Annotated in this window: 19 protein-coding genes; 5 read left to right on the forward strand and 14 right to left on the reverse strand. The window is 38.6% G+C overall.

Features of this window, described 5'->3' with window-relative positions; genetic code table 11:
* Nucleotides 1-60: 60 nt before the first annotated feature.
* Nucleotides 61-1,344 carry an ammonium transporter gene (locus ACN6NE_RS25260; protein WP_474328035.1) on the reverse strand — a complete coding sequence of 428 codons (1,284 nt, stop codon included), beginning with the start codon at nucleotides 1,342-1,344 and terminating at the stop codon, nucleotides 61-63.
* Nucleotides 1,341-1,757: a hypothetical protein gene (locus tag ACN6NE_RS25265; RefSeq protein WP_129709962.1), complete on the reverse strand. Its 417-nt coding sequence runs from the start codon at nucleotides 1,755-1,757 to the stop codon at nucleotides 1,341-1,343. The genes ACN6NE_RS25260 and ACN6NE_RS25265 overlap by 4 nt, the downstream gene beginning before the upstream one ends.
* A gap of 429 nt (nucleotides 1,758-2,186) precedes the next feature.
* On the opposite strand from ACN6NE_RS25265, the gene ACN6NE_RS25270 reads away from it, so the two are divergent.
* The gene (locus ACN6NE_RS25270) at nucleotides 2,187-2,639 is read left to right on the forward strand and encodes a DUF1641 domain-containing protein (RefSeq protein ID WP_013057327.1); all 453 of its coding nucleotides are present in this window, start codon (nucleotides 2,187-2,189) and stop codon (nucleotides 2,637-2,639) included.
* 33 nt (nucleotides 2,640-2,672) lie between these two features.
* Nucleotides 2,673-3,851 (forward strand): NAD(P)/FAD-dependent oxidoreductase, encoded by a 1,179-nt coding sequence (locus ACN6NE_RS25275; protein WP_013057328.1) that lies wholly within the window; start codon nucleotides 2,673-2,675, stop codon nucleotides 3,849-3,851.
* Between the two features lie 45 nt (nucleotides 3,852-3,896).
* Here the strand turns inward: ACN6NE_RS25275 and ACN6NE_RS25280 are convergent, their stop codons facing one another.
* The 4 genes from ACN6NE_RS25280 to ACN6NE_RS25295 form a co-directional block, all read right to left on the reverse strand.
* A complete protein-coding gene (locus tag ACN6NE_RS25280; RefSeq protein WP_129709964.1) occupies nucleotides 3,897-4,853 on the reverse strand; it encodes an AEC family transporter in 957 nt (318 codons plus the stop codon).
* Nucleotides 4,854-4,865: 12 nt separating this feature from the next.
* Nucleotides 4,866-6,569 carry an NAD-dependent malic enzyme gene (locus ACN6NE_RS25285; protein WP_129709966.1) on the reverse strand — a complete coding sequence of 568 codons (1,704 nt, stop codon included), beginning with the start codon at nucleotides 6,567-6,569 and terminating at the stop codon, nucleotides 4,866-4,868.
* Nucleotides 6,570-6,807: 238 nt separating this feature from the next.
* Nucleotides 6,808-7,218: a hypothetical protein gene (locus ACN6NE_RS25290; protein ID WP_240702709.1), complete on the reverse strand. Its 411-nt coding sequence runs from the start codon at nucleotides 7,216-7,218 to the stop codon at nucleotides 6,808-6,810.
* A gap of 168 nt (nucleotides 7,219-7,386) precedes the next feature.
* Nucleotides 7,387-7,593 carry a hypothetical protein gene (locus ACN6NE_RS25295; RefSeq protein WP_240702710.1) on the reverse strand — a complete coding sequence of 69 codons (207 nt, stop codon included), beginning with the start codon at nucleotides 7,591-7,593 and terminating at the stop codon, nucleotides 7,387-7,389.
* A gap of 4 nt (nucleotides 7,594-7,597) precedes the next feature.
* Here ACN6NE_RS25295 and ACN6NE_RS25300 point away from each other — a divergent pair, with 4 nt between their 5' ends.
* On the forward strand, nucleotides 7,598-8,398 hold the full coding sequence (locus tag ACN6NE_RS25300; RefSeq protein WP_129709968.1) for a PucR family transcriptional regulator: 801 nt from the start codon (nucleotides 7,598-7,600) through the stop codon (nucleotides 8,396-8,398).
* Nucleotides 8,399-8,415: 17 nt separating this feature from the next.
* On the opposite strand, the gene ACN6NE_RS25305 is transcribed toward ACN6NE_RS25300, so the two are convergent.
* The 4 genes from ACN6NE_RS25305 to ACN6NE_RS25320 are packed head-to-tail and all read right to left on the reverse strand — an operon-like array spanning nucleotide 8,416 to nucleotide 11,154.
* Nucleotides 8,416-8,886 carry a hypothetical protein gene (locus ACN6NE_RS25305; protein ID WP_474328039.1) on the reverse strand — a complete coding sequence of 157 codons (471 nt, stop codon included), beginning with the start codon at nucleotides 8,884-8,886 and terminating at the stop codon, nucleotides 8,416-8,418.
* Between the two features lie 21 nt (nucleotides 8,887-8,907).
* Entirely contained in the window at nucleotides 8,908-9,132 is a 225-nt protein-coding gene (locus ACN6NE_RS25310) for a non-oxidative hydroxyarylic acid decarboxylases subunit D (RefSeq protein ID WP_013083432.1), read from the reverse strand.
* Between the two features lie 16 nt (nucleotides 9,133-9,148).
* Complete coding sequence (locus ACN6NE_RS25315; protein WP_474328041.1) at nucleotides 9,149-10,570, reverse strand: non-oxidative hydroxyarylic acid decarboxylases subunit C; 1,422 nt, start codon at nucleotides 10,568-10,570, stop codon at nucleotides 9,149-9,151.
* A 2-nt stretch (nucleotides 10,571-10,572) separates the two neighbouring features.
* Nucleotides 10,573-11,154, reverse strand: coding sequence for a non-oxidative hydroxyarylic acid decarboxylases subunit B (locus ACN6NE_RS25320; RefSeq protein ID WP_074896569.1), 582 nt, complete (start codon nucleotides 11,152-11,154; stop codon nucleotides 10,573-10,575).
* Between the two features lie 113 nt (nucleotides 11,155-11,267).
* Here ACN6NE_RS25320 and ACN6NE_RS25325 point away from each other — a divergent pair, with 113 nt between their 5' ends.
* The gene (locus tag ACN6NE_RS25325; RefSeq protein WP_075421703.1) at nucleotides 11,268-12,137 is read left to right on the forward strand and encodes a LysR family transcriptional regulator; all 870 of its coding nucleotides are present in this window, start codon (nucleotides 11,268-11,270) and stop codon (nucleotides 12,135-12,137) included.
* 70 nt (nucleotides 12,138-12,207) lie between these two features.
* Here ACN6NE_RS25325 and ACN6NE_RS25330 read toward each other — a convergent pair whose 3' ends face one another.
* The 4 genes from ACN6NE_RS25330 to ACN6NE_RS25345 all read right to left on the reverse strand — a co-directional run bounded on the left by ACN6NE_RS25330 (nucleotide 12,208) and on the right by ACN6NE_RS25345 (nucleotide 15,380).
* On the reverse strand, nucleotides 12,208-13,164 hold the full coding sequence (locus tag ACN6NE_RS25330) for an AEC family transporter (protein ID WP_028408284.1): 957 nt from the start codon (nucleotides 13,162-13,164) through the stop codon (nucleotides 12,208-12,210).
* A gap of 706 nt (nucleotides 13,165-13,870) precedes the next feature.
* Nucleotides 13,871-14,275: a YkvA family protein gene (locus tag ACN6NE_RS25335; protein WP_013057340.1), complete on the reverse strand. Its 405-nt coding sequence runs from the start codon at nucleotides 14,273-14,275 to the stop codon at nucleotides 13,871-13,873.
* Nucleotides 14,276-14,374: 99 nt separating this feature from the next.
* Nucleotides 14,375-14,656 carry a hypothetical protein gene (locus tag ACN6NE_RS25340; RefSeq protein WP_013083437.1) on the reverse strand — a complete coding sequence of 94 codons (282 nt, stop codon included), beginning with the start codon at nucleotides 14,654-14,656 and terminating at the stop codon, nucleotides 14,375-14,377.
* Between the two features lie 88 nt (nucleotides 14,657-14,744).
* Entirely contained in the window at nucleotides 14,745-15,380 is a 636-nt protein-coding gene (locus ACN6NE_RS25345; RefSeq protein ID WP_474328044.1) for a DUF1796 family putative cysteine peptidase, read from the reverse strand.
* A 234-nt stretch (nucleotides 15,381-15,614) separates the two neighbouring features.
* On the opposite strand from ACN6NE_RS25345, the gene ACN6NE_RS25350 reads away from it, so the two are divergent.
* Nucleotides 15,615-16,619, forward strand: a complete 1,005-nt coding sequence (locus tag ACN6NE_RS25350; RefSeq protein WP_074680799.1) for an LLM class flavin-dependent oxidoreductase — start codon at nucleotides 15,615-15,617, stop codon at nucleotides 16,617-16,619.
* Nucleotides 16,620-16,624: the final 5 nt, after the last annotated feature.

The following is a 16,624-nucleotide window of genomic DNA, read 5'->3' on the forward strand; positions in this document are numbered from 1 at the left end:
TTAAATCTATTTTTTTTTACATAAAAAGGCCGCCCATTTGTTATAAAGAGCGGCCTTTTATTACGAATCTGCGGCTTTTTCTTTTACTTCCGCATAGTAGTTTTCATATTCAATAAATTCAGGAGCTTGATGAGCTGCCATGATACCATGGTAACTGATATCTAAGCCCACTTCTTCTTCTTCTTCCGTAGATCGAAGCGGAACCACCAAGGAAATAACCTTTAACCCTATCCACGTCGTAACAAATCCCCAAGCGCATAGAGCGATTAACCCAAGAAGTTGAACGCCAAGTAACGTCCAGCCTCCTCCTGTAAACACACCGCCGTCTGTAGAAAACAAGCCCACAGCCAACGTGCCCCATATTCCCGAAGCAGCGTGTACAGGAAAAGCTCCTACAGGATCGTCGATTTGACGTGCTTCGAGCCAGTTTGTAGCTGCCATCATTAATAAGCCAGATACAGCTCCAATAAAAATAGCAGATGGTGTGTTAACAAAAGCGCACCCGGCCGTAATGCCAACCAGTCCGGCAAGCGATCCATTTATTACAGAAGGTGCATCTGAACGGTTGTAGCGAAATAAAGTATAAAATAAAGTAGCTGCTCCGCCTGCTGCTGCTGATAACATTGTGACAATAGCAATGTGACCAATTCTAACGTCAGTGGCACTTAGCGTACTTCCTGCATTAAACCCGAACCATCCAAACCATAATAAAAAGGCACCCACTGATGCAAGCGGCAAATTGCTTGGAAGAGAAACAGAACTAATTCCATTTTTCGTGAACTTCCCTTTTCTTGGTCCAATCATGATTGCAGCTGCTAAAGCTGAAAAACCGCCAAGAGCATGGATAACTGCCGAACCGGCAAAATCAAGCATCCCTAACTTACTAATCCATCCGCCTCCCCAAATCCAGTGTCCGGCTATAGGATAAATAAATGTAGTCATCAAAATCGCATATAAAAGGTACGCACGGAAATTAATTCGTTCTGCTACTGCTCCAGAAACAATAGAAATGACAGCAATGACAAAAGCACATTGAAACAACCAAAACGTTTCAAGTCCAATTGGAATGTCAAGGTGCGATAAATTACCTGATAGCGCAAAACCGCTTTTACCGACAACTCCACCTAAATCATCACCGTACATTAATCCAAAACCAATTAAATAGAAACAAAGCGTTCCTATTGTAATATCGGCGAATACTTTCATAATGATATTCACGCTATTTTTATAGCGGACAAAACCTGCCTCTAGCAAGGCAAAGCCGCCTTCCATTAACAAAATCATCGCCGCTGTTAACACGACCCACGTTGTATTTACACCTAAACTTAGTTCATTAACGCTCATATAACCACGCCTCCACTGCTTTTTAGCCGCTTTATTTCTTGTACAATAGCAGGCGAAAGCGTAATTTCACTTGTTTCTTCATTTTCTGCTTTTATTAGTTCGAGAACTTCATGAAGCTCTCGCATTTGAGCTTTAAGGTGATCAATTTTTTTAAAGCGCTCCTTTACGTATACCATATACTCAACCGCTTGGTGCTGACTTAAGGGACGCCCGGTAAAAAATTTACGAAACGGTGATAGTGATTGATACCAAGCTTCTTCAGCACGTTTCTTCTCTTCATATTTACTAATTTTCGTCTTTATATCTTCTATTTCTTGTGCTTTAGCTTCTTTTAACTTCATTATAAATTCAATTAATTTTAATTGAGGCAATGTAATGACCACATTATGATAAAGTTCATCCACTATAACCATGTTATATCTCCTTACATAAGATGTTATATTTAGATTATATGTAGAACACCATAGTAAGTCAATGTAATTTTTTGAAAACTCTTTAAATAGTAAATGCGCCCTATCTTTTTACTACTTATAGAATATTAAGTTCGTATGTGTTGAAATATGACGTTATTTGTTTTATCGTAGGAATAGGAATCATGTTAGTTCCCTATTTTAATTTTATTTACCTAGGCAATTATTCGCTTTATTTTTTATAAACTTTTATTAAACAAAGGGTTACGAGGTTCTTCACTTATTTTTTCAACGAAATGAGTTGATTTTATCTCGTATTAAAATTAAAATAGAATTATGTGCAAGATTTCACAACTTCACAATGTAGTTTGAAAGTCTAGCAGATAACTAGGAACTACATATGCAACAGTATCCAGCAAAGGAGGACTTTTCATGTCTCAATCAACTATTCAAAAATCAGCTGCAGAGGAAAATGCTGCTGTACAAACAGAAGCGGCAGTTAACAAAGGTCAAGCGGATGTGTTAGATCAATTGTTAAAGCCTGAAGTACAAGAAGCTCTTACTGTTCTTGTAGATAATTTACCAAAATTATCTGAAATGGTAACGGTGCTTACAAAAACTTACGACGTTGCGCAATCATTATTAACTGACGACGTATTAAAAGAAGATCTACTTGGTGGAGTAAAAGAATTTATCGAGCCAGTAGAAGGAACAGTAAAAGGTCTTGCAGCTACTGCAATCGAAGCAAACGATCGTGCAGAAGCAAATGCTTCTAATTCAATCGGTTTATTCGGTTTATTACGCATGCTTAAAGATCCACAAGCTCAAAAACTATTCCGCTTTGCACAAGCGTATTTAGACATTACAAACGAAAAACAAAAATAATCTTCATTAAAAAGTGTGGACGGAGGATCGACTATGTCAAAACATATTTTAATTTTAGGCGGCGGTTACGGTGGTTTATTAACTGCAATGACAGCTCGCCAACACCTAAGTGCGGATGAAGCAAAAATTACAGTAGTGAACCGTTTTGCTACTCACCAAATCATTACAGAATTACACCGTCTAGCTGTAGGCGGCGTTTCTGAACAAGCGGTAGCTTTACCACTTGATAAATTACTTAAAAACTACAACGTTGATTTAAAAATTGCAACGGTAAAAGAAATCTCACCAGATCAACGTGAAGTATCTCTTGAAGATGGTACAAAATTAAGCTACGACTACCTTGTTACAGCTTTAGGTAGTGAAACTGCTTACTTCGGTATCCCTGGTTTAGAAGAGCACAGCTTCGTTCTTAAATCAGTAAATGATGCAAACCGTTTACGTGCACACGTAGAAGCTTGTATCGCTGAATACAGCAAAACAAAAAATAAAGCTGACGGTACAATCGTAGTTGGCGGCGGCGGATTAACAGGTATCGAACTTGTTGGTGAATACGCTGACTTAATGCCAAGCCTATGTCTAAAACACGGTGTTGATCCAAAAGAAATTTCTCTATACTGTGTAGAAGCAGCTCCTACAGTTCTTCCAGGCTTCCCTGCTGAATTAGTAGAGCGCGCTCAATCAAGCTTAACAAAACGTGGCGTTACATTCGTTACTGGTACACCTGTAACAAAAATGGATGCTACAACTGTTGAACTTAAAGACGGAAGCAAAATTGAAACAAAAACAATGGTATGGACTGGCGGAGTTCAAGGTAACTCTGTAGTTGCTAACTCAGGTATCGAAGTAAACCGCGGTCGTGCACTTGTAAATGAATTCTTACAATCTACATCTCATAAAGATGTATTCCTTGCTGGTGACTCAGCGGTTGTAATGGGTCCAGAAGGTCGCCCTTACCCACCTACTGCTCAATTAGCTTGGCAAATGGGTGAAGTTGTAGGCGTGAACTTAGCAGTAGCTATTCGCGGCGGAGCAATGGAATCATTCGTTCCTGTTTTCTCTGGTACACTAGGAAGTCTTGGACGCAAAGATGCAATTGGTACAATCGGCGGAAACAAAACGCAATTAAAAGGTTTACCAGCATCACTTATGAAAGAAGCAAGTAACGTTCGTTACTTATCTCATATCAAAGGATTATTTGCATTAGCTTATTAATCCGTCTTAAAACGAAAGAGGAATTCTCCTCTTTCGTTTTTTTATTTACATAAGCCAAGAAATAAGAAGCGGCAGCGTAACCAACGATAAAATAGCACTAATAACAAAAGCAGATGCCGTTTCGTTTTCCAAGCTTTCAAACCGCAAAGCAATCATCGCAGCTACAGCAGACCCAGGAAAAGCTACCAGTAAAATAGCTTTTGTCACTTCATCTGAAGACAACCCTATCCATACTACGATTCCAAGCATAACGATCGGTTGAACCGCTACTTTTAAGACAGCGATCCCAAGCGCGCCTTTACTGAAGTTAATTTTTCCAATTCCAATCGTTACTCCTACCGCAAACAAAGCCGCTCCCGATGTGATACTCCCGATTTGATCAAGCATATCCTGTAAAAGTTTAGGTGACTGAAAGCCGCAAAGCGTTAAAATCACTCCAATTAACGGTACACATGCCAAAGGCTCAGATAAACCATGCAAAATGGAATGAACCGTTACTTTAAATAAACTTGTTTTCTCTTCCCCTTCTTTCCGCCCCCGTTGTCCAACGGTTCCTAAAATCGTTGCCAGCGGATCTAAAATCGCATTCACCACGATTCCTGTTATGGCAATTGGAATCGCTACTGCGCCTGCACCGAACAATCCTCCGAGTACTGGGATGCCCATAAAAGCAAACGTTGGCTGAGCTGAGTTTAGGGCAAACATAGAAGAGGCAGTTAACGTATGCTTCCCTGCATACTTCACGACGAGCAATATAATGAGGTAAAACCCGACGATTCCTAAAATCAGCGCTACTAAAAACGGCCATTCGTCTATGAGTGTTTTTCTTGGCGTTGTCGTTACACCTACAAATAAGTGTGCAGGAAGCGCAAACTTCGTTACTAATGTGTTGAGCCCCTTAGACGTTTGCTTATCAAATTTTTTAAAGTGCCCTGCTAAATAACCAAGCAAAATGACAAAAAAGATAGGCGCGAGAATGAGAAAAATTTGACCTATGCTCATTTATCATTCACCTCATTCATTTTTTGCCTTAACCGGTTTATAAACAGGCTGCCATACCGCTGCTTCTACAAGTTCATTTACATTTTGCTCGGCAACAGTTGCTACGTTATCTTTTACAGCAGCATCGGCAACTGCTACAGCAACCGCCTTTGATACTTTTTGAAGATCTTTAATGTTGGGAAGAAGCGTATCTCCTTTTGTGTCTGTTTCTGCTATACGCGCTACTGCATTGGCTGCTTCTGCAAACATAGATTCAGTAAACTTTTGAGCACGAACCACAATTGCACCTAAACCAAGACCCGGAAACACAAATGCATTATTAGCCTGTCCGATTTCATAGGTATGCCCGTTATATTCAACGGGCTCAAATGGACTTCCCGTTGCAATAAGGGCTTTTCCTTCCGTCCATTTTATAATATTTTCCGGAACAGCTTCAGCAAGTTTAGTTGGGTTTGAAAGCGGCATAATCACCGGGCGCTCTACATGTTTTGCCATTTCTTTAATAATTTCTTCGGTAAAAGCATCCGTGACGCCTGACGTTCCAATTAAAATCGTTGGCTTCACTTGCTTGACAAGCTCCAACAGTGAAATTTTATTTTCATCGTCTTTTTCCCATTCTTTAATCTCTTCATTTTGGCGAACATACGGTTGTTGAAAAGGAGCTAAATCTTCCATATCTTCGGTTAACAGACCTCTGTAATCATATGCCCAAAAACGAGCATATGCTTCTTCTTCAGACAGCCCTTCAAGCATCATCGTACTATGAATACGATCAGCATTCCCAATTCCAGCAGATCCCGGTCCAAATACAACAACCCTCTGATCTTTTAAAGGCGTTCCTGTAATGCGCACCGCTGTTAAAACGGCTGCAAGAGTAATTACTCCCGTTCCTTGAATATCATCATTAAACGTTAAAATTTTATCGCCGTATTCTTTCATAATGTGACGCGCGTTAATATTCCCAAGATCCTCCCAATGAAGAAGCGCTTTAGGAAACTTGGTCGTTATTTCTTTTACAAATTGAGCAATAAAACGATTATAGTCTTCTCCTTTTACTCGTTCATGACGATTTCCTAAATACAAAGGATCTTCAAGAAGCTTTTTGTTATTGGTCCCCATGTCAAGAACGACAGGCAGTACGCGGCTTGGGTCAATTCCTGCTGCAGCTGTGTAGACCGCTAACTTTCCAACTGCAATATTTATCCCTCCTACACCCCAGTCCCCGATGCCGAGAATACTTTCTGAATCCGTTACAACAAGCAAATCAATATCTTCGCTGTCGAGTCCTAAGTTTTCAATCGCATCACTTAATCGATCCGCTTCATTTACGGATAAATATAGTCCGTCAGGTCGATGGTATTCATGGCTGTATTCTTGGATGGATTGACCTACAGTAGGCGTGTAAATAATAGGAAGCATTTCACTTAAATGATCGGTTAACAAACGATAAAATAAGACGACGTTCCGGTTATGTAGATCATTCAACGAATTATTTTTTTGAAGATCATTCGGTGCTTTTTTGAACTGCTCATATGCTCTTTTCACCTGTTCTTCTAACGTTAAAACCGTTGGAGGAAGAAGTCCCTGCAGATGAAGGTTTTCTCTTTCTTCTTCAGTAAAAGCAGAACCTTTATTTAAATAAGAAGTGGATAAAACTGATTTTCCTTTTAGTGAAGTTGAAATTGACCCATCTTTTTCTACTTTGTATGCTCTCATGTTTCTTACCTCTTTTCCTAAACAATTAGATAGGGTTAGGTTCAGCAAAGAGATATATTTTTAACCATTTATTTTTAATGAAAACAAAAAAGAGATTGAGCCATAACTACATCAATCCAATCTAAAGACGAACAAACGGGATAAATGAAACTTACGTTCAACCTAACAATAAAAAAATCCGAACGATTCATCGTTCGGATCTTCCTTAAACGAAAATACGTTTTTCACGCCTCGTTTTTTATACCACGCTATAGTCTTCCTGCTCACTTTCTGAGTAATTAGGTGGCTGTATATGTGAAGGCACAAGACATTCATAGCTTTCCCCTTCTAGCCTATCCTCCAGCTCTTGTTTTGCTTGACTAATCAGCTCTTGATTTTCTAACATTTCAATCGCCGTAGCCGCGATGGCTTTTCCAGCCAATAACATCGCATCATGAGCATACTCCGTTTTCCCTTGAGCAACAGCTTGCCACGTATGAAACGGCGTAGCATAAGCCCACGTTGCGGTCACGCACTGTGCAGTTGGAACATTCCAGCTAACGTCTGCGACATCAGTTGATCCTGTCATGAAGGAAACATTTTTAGACATAGGAGCAATTTGGTTGAAGACTGGATGATCCGCTAAAGCTCTGTCTAGCAGTGAACCCACTTGTTTTTTTGCTGCTTCTTTATCTTCAGCGGATATAGACTCGTAAATAGCTTTGGCAAAAGCTATTTACGAGTCTTTCACTTCAGCCAAATTTATCTGCATCATTTGCTTATGCATCAGCTGCTCCATTGTTTGATTTGGAATTAGATTAGCGCAGGCTCCTTGAATTTACTGTTCCATTTGTGTTTCAGTCATTAAAGCCGCTCCCTTTGCAATTTTTACAACCCGTTCATAAAGTTCTTTTACTTGAGATGGCTTCGGAGCACGAATTAAGTACATCACTTCCGCTTCTGCTTGAACAACATTAGGAGAGATACCTCCGCTGTTTGTAATGGCATAGTGTACGCACGCTTCATCTATCATATGTTCAAACATATAAATGCTGAAAAAACAAACGTTAGTCGATTTATTTTACAAGCGAACACATGAATTATTTAGTGAGTACTTATCGTGTTATGCCACCACTTTGCTGTATCAAAAAGCAGCTGAGCTAAACATTGATACAAAAAAGCATATTCTGGTCGCTCTCATTACCATTCGTTCACAAGCGGACCTGCAGCTCTTAAACTTACACCTTCATCGCCTTGTATCTGACATCAAATCGATTTTCAGCTCAAAAGCACCGGTCGTATACGGATTCGATACCAAAGTAACCATTGTATTCACGCTTGACCCTTATGAAAAACATCATGCTATTATCAAACAATTAGAAGATTTACTCTCAAAATGGCGTTACTACAATGAATGTCATGTAAAAACAGGGATTGGAAGTCGGTATTCTCACTTTACTCAAATAGGAAAAAGTTATAGTGAAGCTGAAAAAGCTATCTCTTACCATCTGTCTCAGCAGCAAGATGGATGCATATTATATGAGGAAATAGGAATTAACCGGCTATTTATTAATCAATCGAAAGAAGAAGTAAAAACCTTTATTGATGAAGTATTTCTCCCTCTTAAGAACATTCATTCAAACGATGAACCTTTAGAGCAAACGCTAGAAGCGTATTTTGATAATAACCGCTCTGCTTCACTTACAGCTAAGCAGCTTCATATTCATGTTAATACACTCTATCAGCGGTTGAAAAAAATTGAAGAAAAAATGAACATATCATTTACAAACAGTGAACACCTATTAAAAGTTCAGCTAGCATGCTATTTGAAAAAATTTCACTACAGCTAAAAAACCGATTCTTATTTTTAAGAATCGGTTTTTTCAGTAGAAAGAACAGCCTTAATTGATTGCTTCCAGCGGCTCAGTACCTCTTTGGAATCATGAAGCTGAAATTGAATTCCTGATGTTAAAACTGCATATTTTGCGTAATCTTCTTTAACAGCGGCTACTTCTCCCGTAAATAACTCATAGCCTGATAACACAGGAGCTTCTTTTTTCAGCCAAAATTTAATGTAATAAGCTTTTCCTTCAACAACTAATGTAACGGTTGCCTTATGATTCTGTATCATGTTTTTTGAAGACGTGGTATCTTTCCATACTAACAGCTTGACGCGTGAAGAGCTAATAGCTACCAGCTCTCCTGCGCTAATCATTGCTACATGAGGAAAACCCTCGGATGTCACTGTAGATAGCAGTATCGCATCATACTGTTTTCTTTCTAAGTCTTTTCCATTTAAAAATACGCGCACGACTTTTGGCAGCTCTGCTTTATTCATTTTACTTACCACCTTTGCTGATTAAGATCGGGGTGGCACAGGAGGCACGTGCGTTGCCAGCGGTACGTCTTTTGGATTGACTTTAAATGGTCGAGGGTATTTTTCAGGATTGGTAATGGTCTCAGGTTCAGAAGAACGCCAGGTAAACAAACACACGTTGCATAAGTAAATCTCCCAGGCTCCTTCAACTGGTGATTTAGATACTAAGTTCGCTTGTTTGGCTTCACATCTTGGACAAGTATGCATGTCGATTCCTCCTTGTTTATTTTTGCATCATATTCGTTAAGATTTTTTCCCATTTTTCAGTTTCAAGTGGTGTATCTAAAGGCTGAGAATAGTGGCCTCTTGTTTCCGGTGCAACTGGTGTTGTAGCATCCAAAATCATTTTATCTGTAATACCAGCCGGCTCAGATCCTGGATCAAGTGGCAGAACTGAAAGATTAGGCACTGTTATAACATCATGTTTTGGGTGCATTTTTGTCGATAGCGCCCACATGACTTGCGGTAAATTAAACGGATCCACATCTTCGTCTACTAAAATAACTAGCTTGCAATATCCTAATCCATGCGGCGTAGTCAATGCCCTCATACCAACCGCCTTAGCAAATCCTCCGTATCGGCTTTTCGTTGAAATGATAGCAACGAGACCATGAGTATACATCGCATTCACAGCTTCAATCTCTTCAGGATATGCTTCTTTTAGCTGCTGATATAAAGGAACGCTTGTATTGATTCCAATTAAATAATCTGTTTCTGTCCAAGGCATACCGATATATAGACTTTCAAAAATAGGATCTTTCCGATGGTATACACGATTGATTTTGATAACAGGCATGCTTCTTCCACCGGAGTAATGACCTGTAAATTCGCCAAAAGGACCTTCATATTCACGTTCACCAGCCAAAATTTCTCCCTCTAAAATCACTTCTGCTCCCCAAGGTACATCTAAATCAGAGAGCTGAGACTTCACAATTCTGTATGGCTCACCTTGAATAGCTCCTGCCATTTCATACTCTGATTGATCGTAATGAAGCGGCGTAGCGGCTGCTGTGACAATCGCAGGTTCACATCCTAAAGCAATTGATACAGGAAGGTTTTCACCTCTTTCTTCGGCTTGTTTCAAGTGAATGGCAATATCATGCTGTGGCACAGGTTGAATGCCTAGACGGTCTTTCCCTTTGACCTGCATACGATATATACCTACGTTTTGCTTGCCAAAGTTCTCCTTATCATGCTGATCACGAGAAATAACGCACGCTTTATCTAGATAGTAGCCTCCGTCTCCTTGATTCAAGCGAAACAACGGCAAAAGGTCGAATAAGTTAATATCATCTGTTATTTCACACTCATGAAATGGCGCCGTTTCTTCTCTTTTTACTTTGACAGGAAATTTTTCATATCTCCGAGCAAACTCAAAGAACTGTTCTTTTACAGGAGTTGATTTAGGCATTCCCATCATTAACGCATGATTTGACCAGGAACCCATTACGTTTAGAGCTACCTTTGCATCGTTGTACCCATAAATATTGTTAAATAATAATCCCGGCGTTTGGTCTCCTAAATTACTGATGGCTTGACCTGCTGAACCTAAATCTGGATCAGGCTGCACTTCATCTGTAATCGTCAGTAGCTGCCCTTCTTTATGTAGCGTATTAAGGAAATCTCTAAAGTCTTTATAAGCCATGTTTATTTTCCTCCTTGTGATAAATGTTTAATTCCATTCCATCTTTTTGCCTCAGGAAGCTCAATTCCTAATTGATCTAACGTTCGAACAGCAATATGAGTGACAATATCATCAATCGTCTCAGGCTTGTTATAAAATGCTGGCATAGGAGGCACAAGGATAGCGCCCATTTTTGAAAGATCCAGCATGTTTTCTAAATGAATCGTATTCAAAGGCGTTTCTCGAGGAAGTAGCACAAGTGGCTTTCTTTCTTTTAACATCACATCTGCCGTTCTCGCTATTAAGTTATCTGCTAGTCCCATTCGAATAGATGCTAATGTTTTCATACTGCAAGGACTAACAATCATTCCATCTATACGAAAAGAACCGCTCGAAATTTTTGCTGCTTGGTCTTGATATGAATAACAATAATCTGCTAGCGCTTCTACTTGCTGAACGCTATACGGTGTTTCCAACTTAATGGTGGCATGAGCCCAAGGCGACATGACTAAATGCGTTTCAACAGAAGCCTTCTTCAAAAGCTCTAAAATTCGAATACCTAGAATAGCTCCCGTGGCTCCTGTGATTCCTACAGCTATTTTCATTTCTCTTCCTCCTCTCTGCTTTGGTTACACATTTAACTTTACACTCATTTTCCATACAATTAAAATATTGATAAAATATATAATAATACCTTTAAAGTATGGAGTTGAATACAGTGGAATTAAGACAGCTGCATTATTTTATTGTCATAGCTGAAGAATTAAATGTGACCAAAGCAGCAAAGCGCCTGCATATGGCTCAGCCTCCTTTAAGCAGGCAGCTAAAACAGCTCGAAAATGAGCTAGGCCTTTTGCTTTTTGAACGAAATAATAACAAGCGCTTATTGTTAACGGTAGAAGGAGAGCTTTTTTTAAAACGAGCGAAAGAAATTGTGCAAAGGGTTGAAAAATCAGTATTGGAAGTACAGGAATGTAAAAACGTAACAAATGAAAAGCTTGAAATCGGATGTACGATCTACTGTGCATCAACGGTTCTCGATAAGCTAACTCTTATTCAAAAACAGTATCCAAACAGCACATTTAACATCTATGAAAACGAACCAGCTCACTTAAACGAATTATTAACGGAAGGAAAAATCGATGTAGCAGTCACTACTACCGACTTACCTTATAAACATGTCAAAACAAAAACACTTGCACCAGATGTTTTTGTTGTAGCCATTCCCAAAGAAAGTGGTTATGCAACAGAAAAGATTTCAGTCGCTGAAATTGCTTCTCTCCCTCTTATTCTTCTTCGTTCAAATCGGGAAATAAGCATATACAATCGCATTATAAAGGAATTTGAAAAGATGGATATAACACCTAATATTTTATGCGAATGCCATGACTCAGCGATGCTTCTTAATTTAGTATGTCGTGGCCTTGGTGCTGCTATTGTTCCTTATTCAATGCTTTCCTCTTTTTCACTAGAACATATTAAAATTTTAAACATAGAAGATAATCCATTTGTGATTGAGCCTTTAGTTACGTGGCGTACCGACAGTTATCTTCCCAAAATCGCTCAAGAATTTTTAAAGCTTTTTTAAATATAGATGTACAAAAAAAAGACTTTGCTAAAATAGCAAAGCCTTTTTTGTTCTATATCCATATATGTGATTACATTAACCAAGAAATTAACAGCGGTAATGTAACAAGTGACATAATGGCACTAAGTACAAATGCTGAAGCTGTTTCACCAGCTAAGCTGTCAAAGCGAACTGAAATCATCGCTGCTACAGCTGAACCTGGGAACGCTACTAATAATACTAATTTTACGATATCAGCTGATGATAGACCCATTGCTGTTGCAATTCCTAACATTACAAGCGGCTGAATAGCCACTTTTAAAATCGCAATACCAAATGCCGCTGGGCTAAATTGAATTTTACGGATACCAATTGTTACCCCAACTGCGAATAGTGCCGCACCAGATGTAATTGAACCAATTTGGTCTAAGCTGCTTGATAGTAAATCTGGAGATTGGAACCCACATAATACTAATACTACTGCGATTAAAGGAACACAGGCTAACGGCTCAGAAAGACCGTGTAAGATTGATTTAATCGTTACTTTAAATAAGCTTTCTTCTGAATCGCCTTCACTTCTTTCGCGCTGTCCAACCGTACCAATAATAGTTGCTAAAGGATCAAGCATCGCATTTACTACGATACCAGTAATGGCGATTGGAATTGCTACTACATCCGCGCCAAACAAGCTACCTAATACTGGAATACCCATAAACGCAAACGTTGGCTGCGTAGAGTTTAAAGAGAACATAGACGCGCCTGTTAGTGAGTATTTGAATACATATTTTGCAACAAGTAAGAAAAGAACATAAAATCCAATAATACCAAGAACTAATGCTAGTAAAAACGGCCATTTTTCAATAAGCGTTTGTTTTGATGTTGTGGTAATACCAACGAATAGATGTGCAGGTAACGCAAATTTTGTTACAAGCGTATTTAACCCTTTAGATGTTGTTGCATCAAACTTTTTAAAGTACCCTGCTAAATAACCTAGCAAAATAACAAAAAAGATTGGGGTTAAAATAATAAAGATTTGACTAATTTCCATTTTTGAACACTCCATTGTTTAGATTAGAATCAATCATATAAATTTGCTTTCTTAGAAAGATAATTATCTTCTAAGGCTTTTCTATGGATATTGTTTACGTCAGGCCATTCATCTCCCTTTTGCTAAACATCTCTACAAATATGAAGTAACGTATAATGGTTCATGAAAACGCATGGACTTTGTTTTTCTGCAATCATTTATTTACTTCGAAGCTGTTCATTTATTTAACATCAAATCACACAAAACTTGTCATACAATACAGTAACTATACAACCTTAGCAAAAACTTGTCATACAATCATGTTGTTGGCTTACTTAGGCTGAAAAAAAACACCTTCAAATGAAAGATGCTTAATTTTGGAACGAAAGAAAGCGACTTCTGATTGATGAGGAAGAATCTCTAAGAGTTTGAAACTCTCAGTTAAAAAGTTCCATAATTTCACAAAGTTTTTACAAACAATCTTACTTATTTGTATACTGCTTTCTGTGACGAATTTATGAACATGTTTTAACTTAACATTTGTAGGGCAATTATTCAATTACATTGCTTAAAATTTTAATGAAAAAAATATTTTAATCCTGCTTTTTTTACATAAAACGGATTAAAATAGTTATAAAGACCTATATATTATCGGTTAAAAAGAAGATGATTCATCTATCACCTTCTTTTGCTCACTTTATTTAATAATTACCTTTCGATCATAACGTTACTTTATTTTAGCATCAATAATGGAAAAATTGTGTTCTTCTGAAAACCACGTTTTAATTTTTTCTTTTGCTTTCAGTTTAACCCCTTCATCAATGTACATGGCAACTTGAATCAATGCAAGCCCCAGAGCTCCTAAATCATCTGTAAATCCAACTCCTGCTGCAAAGTCCGGAATTAAATCTAAAGGAAGAATAAAATAACCTAACGCTCCTATAATGACTGCTTTTGCTTTTGGAGGAATATCAGGTTTTTGCAGCGTGTAGTATAAAAGCAATACGGCATAAACAACGTTTGCTCCCGCTTTTTTACCAAACTTTTTAAGCTTGTCCCAAAATTTTTCTTCCGAATAATATTTGGCTGTTTCCTCCGTACGAACGGGTACAATTTCTTGTTTCTCTTCCATATCGATCACCCTTTCATCACCATATGTACTTATTATAAACGATTATCTCTACCGAATTCCATTGAGAGCTTAAACTCCATAAACCTGCACAAAGCAGGCTTATGAATTTTTTAATGAGTAATGCTTCATAACGATAGTAACTAAGTCATTCAGCGCTGTTTCACTTTTAGAATGATTTTCAAACTGCTGAATGAGATCCATATGTTCAAGCAGCACTTCGTAATTACCCGTCATCTTTCTCAGAACTTCATATGCGGAACTATTCAAATCCACTTGTATTTTCAAATCCTCCAGCTGTACTAGATACTCATTCCAGCGCTGGTCTTGTTCTAGCAGCAGCCATACAATTTCTTTTATCGCCTTCCGCACATTGGACTCCATCTTTTCATCTCCTTTGATACACAGATATAACAAAGTCTATGAAAAAAACGAGCTTTTTCATTCCCGTATTAAACAAAAAGAGTTTCTTTTATTTTATAACAAGCCCGCTTAAGAGCTCTTCCCATACTGTATCATCGCGCAGCACGTCCATTGAAAAAATAGGTGCATGTAAGACACATGTACAAGGCAAGTCCCAGTTAGCCTCGGACAAAAGTTCTTTTTCACTGTTTGTCAGCAGCAGTATATAGAAATCGTTTTTGACCATTCCCTTTAAAATATGCTCTAATTCTTTCGCTTCTTCATACGTTCCGCCCATGCGAATAAACAATATACAAGAACTGGTCTCCATCGACGTTAAAAACCGCTCCGTTCTCCGTTCATATTTTTCTTTGACTTCATTATATGAAAGCCAGTTAGTCTCCGTATTAATAGACGATGGAAAATCATGAGCAGAATCAATTTGATACACCTTATCACGCAGTCTAAGCGTGGAACCATCTCCGAAAGAACTGATATAGGTTAAGTGTTCATATACAAATAAGTCTTTACAGCGATTTTTCAACAGCTGATTGACATGAGAAAGAGAAATGCTAATACACCAATCAATCACGCCGGCTTGTTTTCGCAAAGAATATTTTTTCATGTATATCCCTGGAAAACAGTTATAGCCTAAACTGTATATCATATCGTACTGCTTGCTTTTTAGTTCATTTAAAGTAACCATATTCATCCTCCCTTCTACTATAAAATATGACAGCGTTTTATAGAAAGAGGCGGCTTCTGCCTTATACCGTACAAGCTTTTTGTTTCTCAAAAGCTTGTGTAAATAAAGAGCAATAACGTAAAGGAAAATAACCGAAGCAAAATATTTTGGAACTCGAAAGATTATTGTTAAAATACTTGTATTCCATTGAAATAACAAGGCCTATGAAGTCTTTAAAGAAAGAAGATGAAATTGATGAGTAAAGCATTAAAAGATATTCCGATTTCCGTATTGGATCTTTCTCCTGTAGTTGAAGGGGGAACTGTATCTGACTCACTTAGAAATACATTAGATTTAGCTCAGCACGCTGAAAAATGGGGGTATAACCGCTACTGGCTAGCTGAACATCATAATATGACAGGTATCGCAAGCTCTGCTACATCCGTTGTAATTGGTCATGTAGCTGCAGGCACGTCACGCATTCGCGTAGGCTCTGGAGGTATTATGCTTCCTAACCATTCTCCGCTTGTTATTGCTGAGCATTTTGGCACGCTTGAATCACTATTTCCAGGACGTATTGATTTAGGCTTAGGAAGAGCCCCAGGGACAGATCAGCTGACAGCACAGGCGCTGCGACGCGACCGCAGAAGCGACGGCAGTGACTTCCCAGAACAGCTGGCTGAACTGCAAGAATACTTTAAACCGGCTTCAGAAAGTCAGATGCGCGTTAAAGCTGTTCCCGGTCAAGGTTTAAATATTCCGATTTGGCTGCTTGGCTCAAGCGGTTTTAGCGCACAGCTTTCTGCACAGCTAGGTTTGCCATTTTCATTTGCAAGTCACTTCTCACCTAATAATACAATGACAGCTCTTAACATGTATCGCCGTTATTTTAAGCCGTCCGACGTGTTAGAGAAACCATATGCAATGTTAGGTGTAAACGTAATCGCTGCTGATACAGATAGAGAAGCTGAACGTTTGGCTACTTCTATGCAGCAGCAGTTTCTAAATTTAATTCGAAACACACCGGGTAAACTAAAAGCTCCTGTGGATAATATGGACGAACTATGGACTGACTTTGAAAAAGCTTCTCTTCAACAGCAGCTGGGCTCTTCTATTGTCGGAAGCCCTGAGACGATTAAAGTCAAGCTTGAACAGTTTATTGAAGAAACAGAAGCAGATGAACTGATGATTAACGCTCAAATTTACGATCACAAAGCTCGCCTTCGTTCGTACGAAATTGTTTCTCAGCTGTTCAAATAATAAAA

The organism is Priestia sp. 53B2 (assembly GCF_056099005.1).